Genomic DNA, 17730 nt, shown 5'->3' with positions numbered 1-17730 from the left:
GGCGGGTGGTGCGGCCTGGTCCAAGGCGAGGGCTATGCGACCTTGCCGACGTCGGCCGCCGCGGGGTCCTTGGCCTTGAGCAGCCGCAGCGCCGGCGCGGGGCCCGAGCGGCCGCCGCGGCGGTGCAGGGCGCGGGCGGCGTAGTCGCCGGCGAACTGGATGACGGAGATGGCGATCGCGAGGATCGCGACCGTGACCCACATCAGGCCGGTCTCGAAGCGCTGGTAGCCGTAACGGACGGCGAGGTCGCCGAGGCCGCCGCCGCCGACGGTGCCGGCCATGGCGGAGTAGCCGATGAGGGCGATGACCGTGGTCGTGGTGCTGGCGATCAGGGACGGCAGGGCCTCCGGGACGAGGACCTTGCGGACGATCGTCCAGGTGTTGCCGCCCATCGCCTGGACGGCCTCGACGAGGCCGTGGTCCACCTCGCGGACGGCCGTCTCGACCAGACGCGCGAAGAAGGGAATGCCGCCGATGGCGAGGGGCACGATGGCGGCCGTGCTGCCGATGGTGGTGCCGGTGACCCAGCGGGTGAAGTCCATCAGGGCGACCATCAGGATGATGAACGGCATCGACCGGCCGATGTTCACGATCTGCCCGATCACCTTGTTCACCACGGTGTTCTGAAGCAGGCCGCCCTTGTCGGTGAGGACGAGCAGCACGCCGAGGGGCAGGCCGGCGACGACGGCGATCAGGGTAGACCAGCCGACCATGATCAGTGTCTCGGTACCGGCCTGCTCCAGCAGGGGCTGCATCTCGGACCAGGTCACCGGGCACCTTCCTTCGCCAGTGCGGGCTCGTCGTTCACGACGTCGATCTGGAGGCCCTGCTCGCGCAGGAAGCCGACGGGGACGACGTTGTCCTCGTAGCGGCCGGGCAGTTCGATGCGCATCCGGCCGACCTGGAGGCCGCCGACGGTGTCGATGGCGGCGCCGAGGATCGATATGTCGATGTTGTAGGTGCGGGCCAGCTGGGAGATGACGGGCTGGGTCGCGGCCTCGCCCTGGAAGGTGACGTCGAGGACGGTGCGGTCCGCGCCGGTGGCTTCGCCGCCCACCGGGAAGAGCGCGGCGGCCAGTTCGGAGTCCGGGGTCGCGAGCAGGTCGCTGACGGTGCCGGACTCGACGATGCGTCCCTTCTCCATGAGGGCGGCCGAGTCGCAGATGCTCTTGACGACGTCCATCTCGTGGGTGATGAGCAGGACGGTCAGGCCGAGCTGCCGGTTCAGGTCCCGCAGCAGCTGGAGGATGGAGCGGGTGGTCTCGGGGTCGAGGGCGCTGGTGGCCTCGTCGGAGAGCAGCACCTTGGGGTCGCCGGCCAGCGCGCGGGCGAGGCCGACGCGCTGCTTCTGACCGCCGGAGAGCTGGGTGGGGTAGGCCCCCGCCTTGTCGGCGAGGCCGACCAGGTCGAGCAGCTCCAGGGCCTTGCGGGAGCGTTCCCTCCCGGACTTGCCGAGGATCTCCAGGGGCAGTTCGACGTTGTCCCGCACGGTCCGGGAGGACAGCAGGTTGAAGTGCTGGAAGACCATGCCGATGCGGCTGCGCGCCCGCCGCAGCTCCTTGCCGGCGCGGGGGCCGCGGCCGGCGAGCGCGGTGAGGTCCTGGCCGGCGACGGTGACCGTGCCGGAGGTGGGGCGCTCCAGGAGGTTGATGCAGCGGATGAGCGAGGACTTGCCGGCACCGGACTGGCCGATGACGCCGTACACCTCGCCTTCGCGGACGTGCAGGTCGACACCGTCGAGGGCGGCGACCGCGCGGCCGCGCGAGCGGTCGGCCCCATAGATCTTGGTGAGGCCCGATGTGGTGATCACGTGGGTTTCCGTCACTGTCGAGTGCGCGGGCGGGGGTGTGCCCGGCACGGGTGCTTTCGGTCAGGGACGCGGCACGGTTCTCGCGGGGGCGGGTGGAACCGGGGAGAAACGTGTGCGCTGGGCAGGGGGCTCAGTCGCCTGCGCTCGGCGCGGCGGCGGACATGAGCGGGCGCTCGCTTCGGGGCGCGAGGCTCAAGTGGTGCAGGGGCCCTCTAGAAGGCACACATTCGGCACATACGGCGCGAACGACACAGACAACGAGCACCGGGCGTCATGGACGCCTCGGTCGCAGGGGTGCGGTCGCTCGACATGGTCATACGATCAGTAAAGCAGACGTCTGCCTCCGATCGGACACCGCGTCCGGATGCTGGACGGACGTGGACAGCACGTGGACGGCGCGTGAATCGGGAGGTACCGGCCGGGCGCGAACAGCGGCCTCCGGACCCCGTCGACGACCGGTGACGACGGCGCCGAGCGGCCCTCGGCACCGGGGCGGCGACGATCGGCCCGGCCGGGCGGAGTGTGGCCGACGCCACGGTGGCGGGCACTGCCCGGGGCCGACGGCATCGGTCCGTTTCCGCCGTAATAGGCTCGCCGCCATGCTTGACGTGCTGACGCTGGCGACCGGTGTCGCCGCGCTGCTGCTCGCCGCGTGGTGCGGCTGGGCCGCCCATCGTGACCAGCCGACGAAGGACTGGCACTTCATCGGCATGGGCGTGGTGACGCTGCTGGCCCTCGTCCAGTTGGTGGCCGGGATCGTGCTGCTGGCGCGCGGGCAGGAGCCGGAGCAGGGCACGACCATCTTCGTGGCGTATCTGCTGGGCGCCTTCGCCTGCGTTCCGGCGGCCGGCTTCATGTCGCTGGCCGAGCGCACCCGCTGGGGCTCGGTCACGGTGGCCGCCGGCGGCTTCGTCCTCGCCGTCCTCGAGGTCCGGCTGTATGACATCTGGGGAGGCTGAAGTGGCGGCGACGCAGGACGGGAAGTCCCGGGCGCGGCTGATCAACGGGCCCGGTGTGCTGCTGGTGTGGCTGTACGGGGTGATGGTGGTCGGTGCCGTGTCGCGGTCGGCGTACCAGATCGCGACCGAGTTCGACCGGGCGCCGCTGGCCTATGCGCTGTCGGCCGTCGCGGGGGTGGTCTACGGCTTCATCACGTACACGTTGGTGCGCGGCGGGGAGACGGCTCGGCGTGCGGCGCTGGTGTGCTGCGTCGCGGAGCTGGTGGGGGTGCTGACGGTCGGCACGTGGACGTTGGCCGATCCGTCCGCGTTCCCCGACGCGACCGTGTGGTCGGACTACGGGATGGGCTACTTGTTCATCCCCGTGCTGCTGCCCCTGTCGGCGATCTACTGGCTGCGGCGGGCATGGGGGCGGCAAGGGACTGCCACCCGATGAGGTGACCGGCCGGCGGCCTCGCCGTCGGAGCGGGGTGCGCCCCCGCGGCGAAGCCGCAGGCCGAGGCGGCCCCCGCGCCCCTGCCCGGCGTGCTCAGGCCGTCGCCGCGTAAGCGCCCGCCTGCTTCTCCAGGACGATCATCGGGACCCCGTCGGCGCCCTGGGCCGTGCCCACGGCCTGGTAACCGACGCGGCGGTACAGGCGGAGGCTGCTCTCGCTGCGGTGACCGGTGTGCAGGCGGAAGCGGGTGGCGCCGTGCCGCTCGGCGAGGGCCGACTCGGCCGCCTTCAGCAGACGGGCGCCGATGCCGTGCCCCTGGAGGCGGGGGTGGACGCAGAGCTTGTCGATCGACGCGGAGCCGTCCTCGGCCACATGGCCGCGCACCGAGCCGACGACCTCCTCTCCGAGGCGCGCGACGAACACGCAGTCCGCGGCGACCTCCTGGCGGACGGAGTCGAGGGGCTGGACGAGCGGGTCGATGCGGTAGTTGCCGTACAGCGCCGCCTCGCTCTGGAAGCAGAGGTACTGCAGCCGGAAGATCTGCTCGGCATCCTGGTCGGCCGCCGCCGAGATGGTCACGCTCATGCCCATGTGCGCATGCCTCCCGCTCATCTGATCGCCTGTCGTCCCTCACTCCTATCCCCCTCGTCAGCGAGCCGCAACCTCCGGCGTCAGCAATCGACGCAGACATCCCAGACATCGGGAGCGTTCCGGTCCAAGACTCCCCTGTGAGATACCCAACTCCCCCGCGATTTCCCGGTATGTCAGGTCCCTCGGCGACAGCAGCGCCTCCATCAGCCGGGGGCAGCGGCCGGGGAGCCGGGAGACGGCGTCGCGCAGGGCACGGCGGCGGGCGGCGGCGAGGGCGAGCTGCTCGGGCTCACGGTCGGCGGCGGCGACGGGCTCCCTCTCGTACGGCCGTTCGGCCCTGGCGGTGCGGCGGGTGCGGCGGACCTCGATGCGGACGGCGCTGCGCAGCCAGCGGTGCGGATCGCGGGGCGGGCCGTCGGCCTCCAGGCGCTCCAGGAGGCGGAGCCAGACCGCCTGCTCCAGGTCGCCGGGCTCGGCCCCGGTCGCATATGCCTCCGCGGAGGCCTCGGCGGTGAGCAGCGGGCGCAGGGCGGTGACCAGGTCGTGCGTCATATGCAGTGCGACGCGGCCGCCCGGGCGGTGGTTGCCCCGGGCGGCCGAACGTCACCCCAACCGGGGCCTCGGTGCTCAGCCGTTGACGAAGTCCTCGCGGGCCAGCAGGCCGGTGTCCGGGTGGTCGGTGAAGACGCCGTCGATGCCGGTGGCGAAGTAGGCGCGGTAGGCGCCGAAGACGTCACCGTAGGCGTCCGCCCCGCCGCCCCTGCGGAAGTCGGCGGGCAGGAACGGGTTCTCGTTGCGCAGCGTGTAGGGGTGCAGGATCAGGCCCGCGCGGTGGGCGTCGCGGACGAGGGTGGTCGGCTCGGTCAGCCGCCCGGCCGCATCGCGCGGGATGACCAGGTCCAGGGTCGGGCCGATGCCCTGCGCGTAGGAGGCGATCTCCGCCAGGCCCTCGGGGGTGATCAGGTCGGCGACGGTGCGGGGGTCGCCGGTCTCGACGAAGTCCCAGGGACGGCTGCCGGCGCCGGACAGCAGGACGACGAGCGGGTTGTCGACGAGCTTGTTCAGGCGCCGGATGCTGGTCGGCTCGAAGGACTGGAGGATGACCGGCGCGTTCTTGCGGTCCTTGCCGTACCGGCGCAGCAGCCGGGCGACCCGCTCCTCCAGGCCGAGGCCGAGCTTGCGGAAGTAGGTGGGGTGCTTCAGCTCGGGGTAGATCCACACCTGCTTGCCGCGCCGCCGGCTCTGCTCGTTCTGCCAGCGCAGCACCTCCTCGAAGGTGGGGATCTCCCAGCGGCCGTCGTAGAGGGTGTTGTGCGGGCGGTTGGCCGGGATGCGCTCGGTCGCGCGGAGCGTCTTCAGCTCGGCGAGCGTGAAGTCCTCGGTGAACCAGCCGGTGGTGGAGACGCCGTCGAGCAGCTTGGTGCGCTTGCGGTCGGCGAACTCGGGGTGGTCCGCGACGTCCGTGGTGCCGCCGATCTCCGGCTCGTGCCGGCAGACCAGATGGCCGTCCTTGGTGGGCACCAGGTCGCCCGCCTCGACGATGTCGGCGCCCATGTCGAGGGCGAGCCGGTAGGCGCCGAGGGTGTGCTCGGGCCGGTAGCCGCTCGCCCCGCGGTGGCCGATGATCGTGGGCACGGGCAGGCCCTTGAGCCCCCCGCCGCCGCGACCGTGCCGGGCCTCGGCGGCTCTCGCCGTGCCGGACACGCCGAGTACGGCTCCGCCCGCGCCGAGCACCGCGGCGCCGAGGAGCGCCCGCCGTCCGGTCCCGCCCGTCTGCTCGTTCGTCTCCTGCGTTCCCATGAGCGCCTTCCTGCCGGTCCGTCGATGGCGGCCCGATCGTAGGGGCGCGTACATGACGTGCGGGAGACCTCGTGCGGAACGCGCGGATGACACCGGATGGCGTATGCGGGGCTATCTGACGGCTCATCGGCTTGTCCGTGCCGCAGATGGGTACCCGGTCGGCGACCGCGGCACCCCCGCGGGGGAAGCGACCTGCCTCACATGTTCCGTCCGGGTTTCCGGCGGGCGGCGACACCCCCGCGCAGGTGAACGGGGGTCAACAGTGCGTAAGACCTCGGTGAACCCGACGTGCACGACCCCCCGGGCCGCGAGTAATGTCCTCACCTGCACAGACTCATACCTTGACCACGGAGGGCCCGTTGTCCCGCTTCGCGCTCATCAAGGCAGTGCTCGGTCCGATCATGCGCCTGATGTTCCGCCCACGGGTGGAGGGCGCGGAGCACATCCCCGGCGACGGTCCGGTGATCCTGGCCGGCAACCACCTCACCTTCATCGACTCGATCGTCCTGCCCCTGGTCACCAAGCGGCAGGTGTTCTTCATCGGCAAGGACGAGTACGTCACCGGCAAGGGCCTCAAGGGCCGGCTGATGGCCTGGTTCTTCACCGGCGTCGGCATGATCCCCGTCGACCGGGACGGCGCCAACGGCGGGGTCGCGGCGCTGATGACCGGGCGCCGGCTGCTGGAGGAGGGCCGGATGTTCGGCATCTACCCGGAGGGCACCCGCTCCCCCGACGGCCGCCTCTACCGGGGCCGCACCGGTATCGCCCGGCTGACGCTGATGACCGGCGCGCCGGTCGTCCCGTTCGCGATGATCGGCACCGACAAGCTCCAGCCGGGCGGCGCGGGCCTGCCCCGGCCGGGCCGGGTCACGGTGCGCTTCGGCGAGGCGCTGGAGTTCTCCCGCTACGAGGGGATGGACCGCGACCGGTACGTGCTGCGGGCGGTCACCGACTCGGTGATGGCGGAGGTCATGCGGCTGTCCGGCCAGGAGTACGTGGACATGTACGCCACCAAGGCGAAGAAGGCCGCGTAACCGCGGCGCGGCTCGGAGCGCCGGCGGAGGGCCCCCGCGGAGGGGGCCCGCCGCCGGCGTTCGGTGCGAGCGGGCCGGCGCAAGGCCGTCAGCCGTGCTCGACGACGCCGTCCTCCAGCTTCTGTCCGCGCAGCAGGAACCAGGCCGCGACCGCGGCGGCCAGCAGTACCGCCGCGCCGAGGCCCGCGGCCAGGGTCAGTCCGTCGACGAAGGCCTGCCGGGCGGCGTCCAGCATGGCCGCGGCCGTGTCGGCGGGCAGCCAGCCGGCCGCCTCCACGGCACCGCCCAGCGACTCGTGCGCGGCGGCCGGGGTGCCGGCCGGGCCGGTGAAGTCCCGGTAGACGCCGGTCACGATGGAGCCGAGCAGGGCGATGCCCAGGGCGGCGCCGAGTTCGTACGCCGTCTCGGAGACCGCGGACGCGGCGCCCGCCTGTTCCTTGGGCACGCTGGAGAGGATCACGTCGGCGGTGACGGTGAACGAGAACCCGGCGCCCACGCCGACGACCAGCAGGGCCGCGCCGAGCAGCGGGTAGCCGGTGGACTGGCCGAGGACGGTCAGCGCGGCCAGCGCCAGGCCGACGGCGGCGAGACCGCCGGAGACCACGGCCCGCACCGAGAACCGCCGGGCCGCCCGGCCGGCGATCAGACCGGCCATCACCGCGCCGACGGCGGCGGGCAGTTCGGCCAGGCCGGCCTCCAACGGCCGCCTGCCCTGCACCAGCTGAAGGTACTGGGAGAGGAAGAACACCAGCCCGGACAGGCCCAGGATGGTCAGCAGGTCGGCCAGCACGGCACCGCTGAAGCCGCGGCTGCGGAACAGCCGCATGTCGAGCAGCGGGGCCGGCAGGGTGAGCTGGCGCCGGACGAACCCGTAGAGCGCGGCGGCACCGGTCAGGCCCGCGGCGAGCGTCGCCCAGGCGAACCCGTGCGCCGCGGCCTCCTTGATCGCGTACACGACCCCGACCATGCCGATCAGCGACAGCGCGACGCTGGTCAGGTCCCATGGGCCGGGGTTCGGGTTGCGGGACTCCGGCAGCAGCTTGATGCCGACCAGGACCAGGACGGCCATGACGGGCAGGTTGATCAGGAAGACCGAGCCCCACCAGAAGTGCTCCAGCAGGAATCCGCCGACGACCGGGCCGACCGCCGCACCGGCGGAGGCCGCGGCACCCCAGATGCCGACGGCGAGGCTGCGCTCGCGGGGGTCGTGGAAGATGTTGCGGATCAGGGCCAGCGTGGCCGGCATCAGGGTGGCGCCCGCGACACCGAGCAGGGCCCGGGCGACGATCATCAGCTCGGGGGTGGTCGCGTAGGCGTTGAGCACGGAGACCGCGCCGAACGCCGTGGCGCCGACGAGCAGGATCTTCTTTCGGCCGATGCGGTCGCCGAGGCTGCCCATGGAGACGAGCAGCCCGGCGATCACGAACGAGTAGACGTCGCCGATCCACAGCAGCTGGGTGCCGGAGGGCGCCAGGTCCTCGCTGATGTAGGGGGTCGCGAGACCGAGGACGGTCGCGTCGACGGCCACCAGCAGCACGGCCAGGACGAGGACGGACAGCGCCAGCCAGCGGCCGGGGCGCTTCACCGCCCCGTTCGCGTCGGCCGGCCGCAGGGTGCTGGTCATGGTTCCTCTCTTCGGAGTGCGCCGCCGAGCAGCAGCTCGACGATCGAGTGGGTGAAGTCGTTGCGGGCCACGCGTCCCTCCGCGATGGCCCAGGCGGCCGAGCCCAGCAGCCCGTACAGCGCCTCGGTGAGCCAGGCCGGGGTGAGGTCGATGCGGAACTCACCGCTGTCCTGGCCGCGCCGGAAGAGCGCGCCGAGCCGGGCGTCGATGCGGGCCCAGCCCTCGTGCTGCTCCTCGCCCTCGAACAGCTGGTTCTCGGTGTAGAGGAAGGCGAGCAGACCGGCGGCGGGTTCGATCTCCCGGACCAGCCGGCGCACCGCCTCGGACGCCGGGCCCTCGTCGAGGCGGGCCGCTTCCAGGGCGGCCTCGCACTCGGCGATGCCGAGCGCCTCCAGCGCACGGACGAGGGCGTCGCGCCCGGCGAAGTGCCGGTGCAGCGTGGCCCGGCTGAGGCCGGCGGCCCGCGCGACCTCGTCCATGGTCGCGGTGGATTTGCGGGTCAGCAGGGCCGCGGCGGTGCGCAGTACGTGATCACGGTCGACAGCCATGAGACAACCATAGCCCATGTGAGACATCTTTGTCTCACATGGGGCATGCGTCACTCATCTCCGCAGGTGATGAGGGGTCCCGGGAGTGCGCAGGAGGGGCGCTCAGTGCCAGGGCAACTGCCCGCGCCGCCCCCAGTAGGCCCCCGGCTCCTCGGCCAGCGCGGTGAGGCGGGCCGCCTGGTCGTCGTCCAGGCCGACGACCGCGGCGTGCAGGTTGGAGCCGAGTTGGGTGACGGTCGCCGCGCCGGACAGTACGACGCCGGCCCAGGGCTGCCGCAGGACCAGGGCGAGGGCGACCGCGTCGCAGCCGAGGGCCGTCTCCTCGGCGACGGCCTTGAGGGCCGCCGGCGCGTGCGGCCCGGCCAGCCGCCCGTTGGCCATGCCCTCCTTGACGATCACCGTGAGCCCGGCGGCGTGCGCCTCGGCGAGGGCGGGCCCCGCGGAGGTCTCCAGCGCGTTGTACGTCGACTGGACGGTACGGAAGAGGGGCTCGCCGCCGACGGTCACGGCGAGCGCGGCGCGGATGGCGTCGGCCTGGGCGGGGCCGCTGGTGGAGAAGCCGACGGTGACTCCCCGGTCGGCGGCCTCGGCGAGCCGGGCGTGCAGCTCCTGGTCGGTGAGGGCCGGGCTGTCCGGGGTCACCGAGTGGATCTGGTACAGGTCGAGACGGTCGCCGAGGAGGGCTTCGGTCTCGGCGCGCTGCCGTTCGTAGGTGGCGAGGCCGTGGTCCTTGACCTCGTGCCGCTCGGCGTCGGTGGACCAGTCGGCGGTGTAGGTGTAGCCCCACTTGCTGCCTACCACCACGTCGGCGGCGTCGGGGCGCTCCTTCAGCCAGTCGGCGAGGAACTCCTCGGAGCGGCCGTAGGAGCGGGCCGCGTCGAAGTAGCGGACGCCCTGGGCGTAGGCGGCGTCGAGCAGGTCGTGGGTGCGGGTGCGCAGCGCCTCGACGCTGCGGTCCTCCCCGAGGTCGTGCTCGCGGCCGAGGTTGATGTAGCCGGGGCGTCCGACGGCGGCGAGACCGAGGCCGATGTGGCAGGTGGGGGTCGTCGCGGTGGCGAGGCGGGCGAAGGGCATCGCGGGCTCCGGTGTGATCGGCTCCGGTGTGATCGGCTCCGGTCCGGTTCGGTCCGGACCGGTTCCGGTCAACGTACCCCGCGATGTCCGCTCGCCTCGGGCGCGTCGCGCTCAGCCCTGCTTCTTCGCGTTCGCCCACTCGTACTGGGCCGCCACGTCGGCCTTCACCTCCGCCAGCTGCGCCGCCACCGCGCTCGGGGCGGTGCCGCCGCGGCCGTTGCGGGAGGCGAGGGCGCCGGGGACGTCGAGGACGGTGCGCACCTCGGGGGTCAGACGGGCGGAGATCTTGGCGAACTGCTCGTCGGTGAGGTCGCCCAGCTCCTTGCCCTCGGCCTCGGCGACCTTCACGCACTCGCCGGCCACCTCGTGCGCGACGCGGAACGGCACCCCCTGCCTGACCAGCCACTCGGCGATGTCGGTGGCGAGCGAGAAGCCGGCCGGGGCCAGCTCCTCCATCCGCTCGCGGTGCACGGTGAGGGTGGCCATCATGCCGGTGAAGGCGGGGAGCAGGATCTCCAGCTGGTCGATGGAGTCGAAGACCGGCTCCTTGTCCTCCTGGAGGTCGCGGTTGTACGCCAGCGGGAGCGCCTTCAGGGTCGCCATCAGGCCGGTGAGGTTGCCGATCAGCCGGCCGGACTTGCCGCGGGCCAGCTCCGCGATGTCCGGGTTCTTCTTCTGCGGCATGATCGACGAGCCCGTCGAGAAGGCGTCGTGCAGGGTCACGAAGGAGAACTCCTTCGTGTTCCAGATGATGATCTCCTCGGCGATCCGGGAGACGTTCACCCCGATCATCGCGGTGACGAAGGCGAACTCGGCGACGAAGTCGCGGGAGGCCGTGCCGTCGATGGAGTTGCCGGCGCTGCCGTGCTCGAAGCCGAGGTCCGCGGCGACCGCCTCCGGGTCCAGGCCGAGCGAGGAACCGGCCAGGGCGCCCGAGCCGTACGGCGACACCGCCGTCCGCTCGTCCCACTGGCGCAGCCGTTCGGCATCCCGGGACAGCGCCTGGACGTGGGCGAGGACGTGGTGGGCGAAGAGCACCGGCTGGGCGTGCTGGAGGTGGGTGCGGCCGGGCATCGCCACGTCCGAGTGGGCCTCGGCGAGGCCGATCAGCGCGTCCTGGAGGTCGGCGATCAGGCCGCCGATGATCCGGGCGTGGTCCCGCAGATACATCCGGAAGAGTGTCGCCACCTGGTCGTTGCGGGACCGCCCGGCGCGCAGCTTGCCGCCGAGGTCGGGCCCGAGCCGCTCCAGCAGGCCGCGCTCCAGGGCGGTGTGCACGTCCTCGTCGGCGATGGTGCCCACGAAGTCACCGGAGGCCACGTCGGCTTCCAGCCGGTCCAGCCCGGCGATCATCCGGGTCAGCTCGTCGTCCGTCAGCAGCCCGGCCTTGTGCAGCACGCGCGCGTGCGCACGGGAACCGGCGATGTCGTAGGGCGCGAGCCGCCAGTCGAAGTGGACGGACGCGGACAGCTTCGCCAGGGCCTCGGCGGGACCGTCGGCGAACCGGCCGCCCCAGAGCCGTACGTCACCGCTGTTGCTGCTCACTTGCGTTGCTCCTCAAGGGTTCCGGATGTGCCGCCGCCTCCCCACCCGTGCGTGGGGAGGCGGCTGCCAGGCTAGTGCGTGCGGGGGCCGGCGGACGTCTCGTGACCCGCGCCGGTCCGGGTCAGGCGCCGCCTGCCAGATCGCGCCGCGCGGCGATCTTCGACGACAGGCCGTAGATGTCGATGAAGCCCCTGGCCGCGGACTGGTCGAAGGTGTCCCCGGTGTCGTACGTCGCCAGGTTGAAGTCGTAGAGCGACTGCTGCGAGCGCCGGCCGGTGACGACCGCGCGGCCGCCGTGCAGGGTCATCCGGACGTCGCCGGACACGTGCCGGCCGGCCTCGTTCACGAAGCCGTCCAGGGCGCGCTTGAGCGGGGAGAACCACAGGCCGTCGTAGACCAGCTCGCTCCAGCGCTGCTCCACGCCCCGCTTGTAGCGGGCCAGCTCGCACTCGACGGTGACGTTCTCCAGCTCCTGGTGGGCGGTGATCAGGGCGATCGCGCCGGGAGCCTCGTACACCTCGCGGGACTTGATGCCGACGAGCCGGTCCTCGACCATGTCGATCCGGCCGACGCCCTGGGCGCCGGCCCGCTCGTTGAGCTGCTGGATGGCCTGGAGCACGGTGACGGGCCTGCCGTCGACCGCGACCGGGACGCCCTCCTCGAAGGTGATGATCACCTCGTCGGGCTCCCGGGCGAGGGCCGGGTTCTCGGTGTACTCGTAGATGTCCTCGATCGGGGCGTTCCAGATGTCCTCCAGGAACCCGGTCTCGACGGCCCGGCCGAAGACGTTCTGGTCGATGGAGTACGGCGACTTCTTGGTGGTCGCGATCGGCAGGCCCTTGTCCTCGCAGAAGGCGATGGCCCGGTCGCGGGTCATGGCGTAGTCGCGGACCGGGGCGATGCACTTCAGGTCGGGGGCGAGGGCGACGATGCCGGCCTCGAAGCGGACCTGGTCGTTGCCCTTGCCGGTGCAGCCGTGGGCGACGGTGGTGGCGCCGTGCTTCTCGGCGGCGGCGACGAGGTGCTTGACGATCAGAGGCCGGGACAGGGCGGAGACCAGCGGGTAGCGGTCCATGTAGAGGGCGTTGGCCTTGATCGCCGGGAGGCAGTACTCCTCGGCGAACTCGTCCTTGGCGTCCGCGACCTCGGCCTCGACGGCACCGCAGGCGAGCGCGCGTTTGCGGATGACGTCCAGGTCCTCGCCGCCCTGGCCAACGTCCACCGCGACGGCGATGACCTCGGCGCCCGTCTCCTCGGCGATCCAGCCGATGGCGACGGAGGTGTCCAGACCGCCCGAGTAGGCGAGTACGACGCGCTCGGTCACGGGTTTCTCCTCACACTGCAGTCACTGGCATGCATGAGTATGCAGAACTCCGCATGATTCGTCAATCGTGGAGGGTGGTGAACGCGCGAGCCGGGGCGCGCGTACCTCCTCAGCACCGTGGCCGTCCCGCGAAAGCGCCGGCCGGGGCGGCCACGGCCGGCGGCACCACCGCCGGGACAGCGAATTCCTTAGACAGGCAAACGATCAGCACTCATAATCGTTAGTCATGGGAAAGACTCATGAACGCATAGACGGCCGGCTCCGCTCCTTCATCGAGGAACAGCCCGTCTTCTTCACCGCCACCGCTCCCCTCGGCGCCGACGGGACGATCAACCTCTCCCCCAAGGGCCTCAAGGGATCCTTCGTCGTGCTCGACGAGCACACCGTGGCCTACCTCGACTTCGCCGGCTCCAACGCCGAGACCATCGCGCACCTGCGGGAGAACGGGCGGATCACGCTGATGTGGTGCGCCTTCCAGGGCCCGCCGAACATCGTGCGCGTACACGGCCGCGGGGAGCCGGTCTTCCGCGACGACCCGCGCTTCGCCGGCCTGCTCGCCCGCTTCCCGGACATCGACACCACCCCGCACGGACTGCGCGCCGTCATCGTCGTGACCGCCGAACTGATCCGCGACACCTGCGGGTACGCCGTGCCCTTCATGGCCTACGAGGAGGACCGCGACCTGCACGCCAAGCGCTTCGCGCGTGAGGACGACGCCTCGCTCAACGCCTACTTCACCAAGAAGGAGCACATCGCGACCAGCCTGGACGGACTACCCGGGCTGCCGTTGCCGCTGCCGCCGTCTACGGTCTGAGCCATGCGCCCCGGTGTCGTCGCCGTCCTCGTCTCCGCCTCCCTCCTCGTGCTCGGTGCCGCGCCCGCCGGCGCGTGGGCACCCGAGCCGCTGCCGGCCCGGATGGCGGACACCGGCGGCGGCACCCAGCTGATCACCGCGCTCGCCCCGGACACCGGGTCCACGACGGGCACGGTCACCTGGTGGGACCGCGAGGGCGACGACTGGGTGAAGGCCGGTTCCGCACCCGCCCGCTTCGGCGCGAACGGCCTGGCGGACGGGGCCACGCGCCGCCAGGGCACCGACACCACCCCCACCGGGCTGTACGACCTGCCGTACGCCTTCGGCATCGAACCGGCGCCGCCCGGGACGGCGTACCCCTACCGGCCGGTGCGCGAGAACTCCTGGTGGTGCCAGGACAACGACTCCCGGTCCTACAACCGGTGGACCGAGCCCCGCCCGGCCGACTGCGCCGCCGCCGAGGCCGAGCACCTCATCACGTACGGCACGCAGTACGCGTACGCGATGGTCATCGGCTTCAACTACGACCGACCGGTGCGCGGGCGCGGCGCCGGCATCTTCCTGCACGTCAACGGGCGCGGGGCGACCGCCGGTTGCGTGTCGGTGCCGACCGGCGCCATGCGCCGCATCCTCGACTGGGCCGACCCCGCGGCCGCTCCGCACATCGCGATCGGCACCTCGGACGGGCCGACGGCGCTGACCCGCTACTGAGCGGCGAGGTGGGCTGAACACTCGGCGGACACGGCACGTATCTGTGGGCCAAGGGTCTTGTCCCACGGAGGAACCGTGACCACCACGCTCGCCGGCGGCCGTGCCGCCCGACGCCAGACCATGCGGCGCATCCGTCCGCGCCGCTCACCGGCCGTCCCCCTGCTGCTCGCCGTATGGGCGGGCGCGGCGGGCGTGTTGTGGCTGTGGTGGCGCAACACGCCCGCCATCTCCGACGACACCGGCCGGATCCTGAACGCGGGACGGATCACCGGGCTGCTCGCCGGTTACCTCATGGCCCTCGTCGTGCTCCAGATGGCCAGGGTGCCCGCCCTGGAGCGGCGGGTGGGCTCCGACCGGGTCGCCCGCTGGCACGCCATGACCGGCCGCTACACGCTCTGCCTGCTGGTCGCGCACGTCTTCCTGATCATGTGGGGTTACGCCCTCCAGTCGGGCCGGGGCCTCGGCGCCATCGCCACGCAGACCGTCGACTCCGTCAACCAGTTGCCGGACATGGGCAAGGCCGCCATCGGCACCGGCCTGCTGGTGTTCATCGGCCTGATCTCCGTCGGACCGGTCCGGCGGCGGATCCCGTACGACGGCTGGTACCACGTCCACCTGCTGACGTACGTGGCGGTGTTCCTGACCTTCTGGCACCAGCTGACCACGGGCAACGACTTCGCCGTCGAGCCCGTCGCGAAGACCGTCTGGTACGCGCTGTACGGCTCGGTCACCGCACTGGTGGTCTGGTACCGGATCCTCACCCCGCTCCGGCTGAACCTGCGGCACCGGATGCGGGTCGAGGCGGTCATCGAGGAGACGCCGGGGATCGTGTCGGTGCTGATCGGCGGACGCCGGCTGCACCGGATGGGCGCGGAGGCCGGGCAGTTCTTCCGCTGGCGGTTCCTGGCGCCGGGGATGCGGTTCAGCTCCCACCCGTACTCGCTGTCGGCGGCGCCGCGCCCGGACATGCTGCGGATCACGGTCAAGGCGATCGGCGACCACAGCAGCCGGCTGCGCGAGCTGCGGCCCGGCACCCGCGTGTGGGCGGAGGGCCCGTACGGCGCGCTGACCGCGCAGCGGCGCAGCCGCGGCAAGGTGCTGCTGGTCGCGGGCGGGGTCGGCATCACCCCGATGCGCGCCCTGTTCGAGACGCTGCCCGGCGCCGCCGGCGACATCACCCTGCTCTACCGGGCCAACAGCACCCAGGACCTGGCACTGTGGGACGAACTGGCCGCGATCGCCGACGAGCGCGGGGCGCGGCTGATGTACGCGGTCAACAGTCCGGACGGGGAGCGACCGGACATCTCGGCGGAGACCCTGAGCCGCAAGATCCCGGACGTCGACCGCCACGACGTCTTCCTGTGCGGGCCGCCCGGCTTCGCACAGTCGGTCTACGAGGCACTGCGCGGCGCCGGGGTCCCCGCCCGCCGCATCCATCACGAGTCGTTCGAGATGTGAGCGAGAACCAGGAGCCCAGGGAAGATGAGGAAGAGCCATCCCGTCCGGCGTGCCGTGCTCGCGGGCGCCGCGACCGTGTCCGGGATCGTGCTGCTGCTGTCCATGAAGCCGGCCTCGGACCCGGGCTCCGCCGCGGCGGCGGGCGGCGCGGCCCCGCCGGTGGCGGCCCAGTCGCCGCAGGGCGGCCGGGGCGGCGGCACCGGCACGGTGACCGGCGACGCGGTCCGCACCCAGTACGGGCCCGTGCAGGTCCGGCTGACGGTGGACGGCGGGCGGATCACCCGGGCGGAGGCGGTCCGGGCACCCGAGGGCGGACAGTCCGGCCAGATCACCGCCAACGCCGTCCCCCAACTCAACCAGGCCGCCCTGACCGCCCAGAACGCCGACATCGACGCGGTCTCGGGCGCGACCTACACCAGCGCCGGATACCGCCAGTCCCTCCAGTCGGCCCTGGACAGGGCCGGTGGCTGACACGGTGGCCGAGCCGGCCGGGGCTCCCGCCGCGGTGCGTCACGTCGAGGAGTCGATGGGGACCGTCTTCTCCTTCGACGTCCGTGGCGGGGAACCGGAAGCGGTCCGCGCGGCGCTGGCCGAGGCGGTCGCCGGGCTGCACCGGGTCGACGAGGTGTTCAGCACCTACCGGGACGACAGCCAGGTCAGCCGGCTGTCCCGGGGAGCGGTGACGCTCGACGCGTGCGATCCCGAGGTCGCCGAGGTGCTGGAGCTGGGCGCCGAGGCGGAGCGGCTGAGCGACGGCTGGTTCAGCACGTCGTACGGGAGCCGCCTGGATCCGACCGGGATCGTCAAGGGCTGGGCCGTGGAACGCGCCGCGCGGCATCTTGCGGCGGCGGGCGCGAGCGGCGTCAGCGTCAACGGGGGCGGGGACGTGCAGCTGCTCGGCACGCCCGGGGAGCACCGGCCGTGGCGGGTCGGGGTGGCGGACCCGCTGCGGCCGGGCGGGCTGGCGGCGGTGGTCTCCGCCGCGGGGGCGGAGGAGCTGGCGGTGGCGACGTCCGGTACGGCGGAGCGGGGCACGCACATCGTCGACCCGCGCACGGGGCGCTCCGCGGTGACGGACCTGGTGGCGGTGACGGTGGTGGCACCGGCCCTGACCTGGGCGGACTGCTGGGCGACGGCGGCGTTCGCGATGGGGTCGCGGGAGGGGTTGCGGTGGCTGGAGTCACTGGACGGGGCGGAGGCCCTGCTGGTGACGGCGGGCGACGAGGTGCGCTGCACCGACGGGCTGGCGGCCCGGCTGGGCTGACGCACCGGCCCACGGCCAGGACGGTGGTCACGGCCCGGGGGCACCGGGGCGCGGGGCACTGTGCGACCGAGCACGACGGCGCCCCCGAAGGGGCGCGGGGAACTGCGCGCTCAACCACCCGCAACCGGCACCCGGCAGGCCACAGCCCCGCCCCCGTCAGCAGCCGCCCCCTGGCCGGCCGCGGCCTTCAGTGGCCGTTCTGGGCCAACCGCAGCAGATGGTCCGCCAGCGCCTGGCCCCCCGTCGGCTCCCGGCTGATCAGCAGCAACGTGTCGTCACCCGCGATCGTCCCCAGAATGTCGTGCAGCTCCGCCTGGTCGATCGCCGAGGCGAGGAACTGCGCCGCCCCCGGAGGGGTCCGCAGGACCACGAGGTTCGCCGACGCCTCCGCGGAGATCAGCAGTTCCGCGGAGAGCCTCCGCATCCGCTCCTCCTTCGCCGACTCCCCCAGCGGAGCGCGCGGCGTACGGAAGCCGCCCTCGCTCGGCACCGCGTAGATCAGGTCGCCGTCGGTGTTGCGGATCTTCACCGCGTTCAGCTCGTCCAGGTCCCGGGAGAGCGTCGCCTGCGTGACCGTCAGCCCGTCGTCGGCGAGCAGCTTCGCCAGCTGGCTCTGCGACCGCACCGGTTGCCGGTTGAGGATGTCCACGATCCGGCGGTGGCGTGCGGTGCGGGTCTGCGGCACGGCGGGCCCGGCGGCCCCGTTCTGCCCGTCGTCCTGCGCCTGACTCATCGTCG

18 protein-coding genes and 1 pseudogene are annotated in these 17730 nt (G+C 72.6%); 8 read left to right on the top strand and 11 right to left on the bottom strand.

Annotated elements, in window-relative coordinates; genetic code table 11:
* Positions 1–32: 32 nt before the first annotated feature.
* Both ACLGIH_RS28235 and ACLGIH_RS28230 read right to left on the bottom strand, forming a co-directional pair.
* Positions 33–770, bottom strand: coding sequence for a methionine ABC transporter permease (locus ACLGIH_RS28235; protein ID WP_416528099.1), 738 nt, complete (start codon positions 768–770; stop codon positions 33–35).
* Positions 767–1810 (bottom strand): methionine ABC transporter ATP-binding protein, encoded by a 1044-nt coding sequence (locus ACLGIH_RS28230; protein WP_416528098.1) that lies wholly within the window; start codon positions 1808–1810, stop codon positions 767–769. The genes ACLGIH_RS28235 and ACLGIH_RS28230 overlap by 4 nt, the downstream gene beginning before the upstream one ends.
* Before the next feature lie 599 nt (positions 1811–2409).
* Here ACLGIH_RS28230 and ACLGIH_RS28225 point away from each other — a divergent pair.
* Together ACLGIH_RS28225 and ACLGIH_RS28220 are read left to right on the top strand one after the other, a co-directional pair.
* On the top strand, positions 2410–2769 hold the full coding sequence (locus ACLGIH_RS28225) for a hypothetical protein (RefSeq protein WP_416528097.1): 360 nt from the start codon (positions 2410–2412) through the stop codon (positions 2767–2769).
* Positions 2750–3205 carry a hypothetical protein gene (locus ACLGIH_RS28220; RefSeq protein ID WP_416528096.1) on the top strand — a complete coding sequence of 152 codons (456 nt, stop codon included), beginning with the start codon at positions 2750–2752 and terminating at the stop codon, positions 3203–3205. The genes ACLGIH_RS28225 and ACLGIH_RS28220 overlap by 20 nt, the downstream gene beginning before the upstream one ends.
* Before the next feature lie 93 nt (positions 3206–3298).
* Here ACLGIH_RS28220 and ACLGIH_RS28215 read toward each other — a convergent pair whose 3' ends face one another.
* The 3 genes from ACLGIH_RS28215 to ACLGIH_RS28205 all read right to left on the bottom strand — a co-directional run bounded on the left by ACLGIH_RS28215 (position 3299) and on the right by ACLGIH_RS28205 (position 5596).
* A complete protein-coding gene (locus ACLGIH_RS28215; RefSeq protein ID WP_416529502.1) occupies positions 3299–3796 on the bottom strand; it encodes a GNAT family N-acetyltransferase in 498 nt (165 codons plus the stop codon).
* Positions 3797–3853: 57 nt separating this feature from the next.
* The gene (locus tag ACLGIH_RS28210) at positions 3854–4348 is read right to left on the bottom strand and encodes an RNA polymerase sigma factor (protein WP_416528095.1); all 495 of its coding nucleotides are present in this window, start codon (positions 4346–4348) and stop codon (positions 3854–3856) included.
* Between the two features lie 75 nt (positions 4349–4423).
* Complete coding sequence (locus ACLGIH_RS28205) at positions 4424–5596, bottom strand: glycerophosphodiester phosphodiesterase (protein WP_416528094.1); 1173 nt, start codon at positions 5594–5596, stop codon at positions 4424–4426.
* Between the two features lie 359 nt (positions 5597–5955).
* Here ACLGIH_RS28205 and ACLGIH_RS28200 point away from each other — a divergent pair, with 359 nt between their 5' ends.
* Positions 5956–6630, top strand: a complete 675-nt coding sequence (locus ACLGIH_RS28200; RefSeq protein WP_416529501.1) for a lysophospholipid acyltransferase family protein — start codon at positions 5956–5958, stop codon at positions 6628–6630.
* 88 nt (positions 6631–6718) lie between these two features.
* On the opposite strand, the gene ACLGIH_RS28195 is transcribed toward ACLGIH_RS28200, so the two are convergent.
* From ACLGIH_RS28195 to ACLGIH_RS28175, 5 genes are all read right to left on the bottom strand, one after another.
* Positions 6719–8254, bottom strand: coding sequence for an MFS transporter (locus ACLGIH_RS28195; RefSeq protein ID WP_416528093.1), 1536 nt, complete (start codon positions 8252–8254; stop codon positions 6719–6721).
* Positions 8251–8802: a TetR/AcrR family transcriptional regulator gene (locus ACLGIH_RS28190; protein WP_416528092.1), complete on the bottom strand. Its 552-nt coding sequence runs from the start codon at positions 8800–8802 to the stop codon at positions 8251–8253. Before ACLGIH_RS28190 ends, ACLGIH_RS28195 begins: the two co-directional genes overlap by 4 nt.
* Before the next feature lie 102 nt (positions 8803–8904).
* Entirely contained in the window at positions 8905–9876 is a 972-nt protein-coding gene (locus ACLGIH_RS28185) for an aldo/keto reductase (protein WP_416528091.1), read from the bottom strand.
* Between the two features lie 111 nt (positions 9877–9987).
* Positions 9988–11421: an argininosuccinate lyase gene (gene argH, locus ACLGIH_RS28180; RefSeq protein ID WP_416528090.1), complete on the bottom strand. Its 1434-nt coding sequence runs from the start codon at positions 11419–11421 to the stop codon at positions 9988–9990.
* Positions 11422–11542: 121 nt separating this feature from the next.
* Complete coding sequence (locus ACLGIH_RS28175) at positions 11543–12745, bottom strand: argininosuccinate synthase (protein ID WP_416528089.1); 1203 nt, start codon at positions 12743–12745, stop codon at positions 11543–11545.
* Between the two features lie 226 nt (positions 12746–12971).
* Here ACLGIH_RS28175 and ACLGIH_RS28170 point away from each other — a divergent pair, with 226 nt between their 5' ends.
* From ACLGIH_RS28170 to ACLGIH_RS28150, 5 genes and pseudogenes are all read left to right on the top strand, one after another.
* Positions 12972–13559 carry a pyridoxamine 5'-phosphate oxidase family protein gene (locus ACLGIH_RS28170; protein ID WP_416528088.1) on the top strand — a complete coding sequence of 196 codons (588 nt, stop codon included), beginning with the start codon at positions 12972–12974 and terminating at the stop codon, positions 13557–13559.
* Positions 13560–13562: 3 nt separating this feature from the next.
* Entirely contained in the window at positions 13563–14270 is a 708-nt protein-coding gene (locus ACLGIH_RS28165; RefSeq protein ID WP_416528087.1) for a L,D-transpeptidase family protein, read from the top strand.
* 75 nt (positions 14271–14345) lie between these two features.
* Positions 14346–15728: a ferredoxin reductase family protein gene (locus ACLGIH_RS28160; protein ID WP_416528086.1), complete on the top strand. Its 1383-nt coding sequence runs from the start codon at positions 14346–14348 to the stop codon at positions 15726–15728.
* 24 nt (positions 15729–15752) lie between these two features.
* A pseudogene (locus tag ACLGIH_RS28155) lies at positions 15753–16190 on the top strand (FMN-binding protein); the annotation flags it as partial.
* Position 16191: 1 nt separating this feature from the next.
* Positions 16192–16992, top strand: a complete 801-nt coding sequence (locus ACLGIH_RS28150; protein WP_416528085.1) for an FAD:protein FMN transferase — start codon at positions 16192–16194, stop codon at positions 16990–16992.
* A 187-nt stretch (positions 16993–17179) separates the two neighbouring features.
* Here ACLGIH_RS28150 and ACLGIH_RS28145 read toward each other — a convergent pair whose 3' ends face one another.
* A complete protein-coding gene (locus tag ACLGIH_RS28145) occupies positions 17180–17725 on the bottom strand; it encodes an arginine repressor (RefSeq protein ID WP_416528084.1) in 546 nt (181 codons plus the stop codon).
* Positions 17726–17730: the final 5 nt, after the last annotated feature.

The sequence above is a fragment of the Streptomyces hamibioticus genome (assembly GCF_047946815.1).
GTDB lineage: Bacteria > Actinomycetota > Actinomycetes > Streptomycetales > Streptomycetaceae > Streptomyces.
This window is presented reverse-complemented; position numbering and strand designations above follow the sequence as displayed.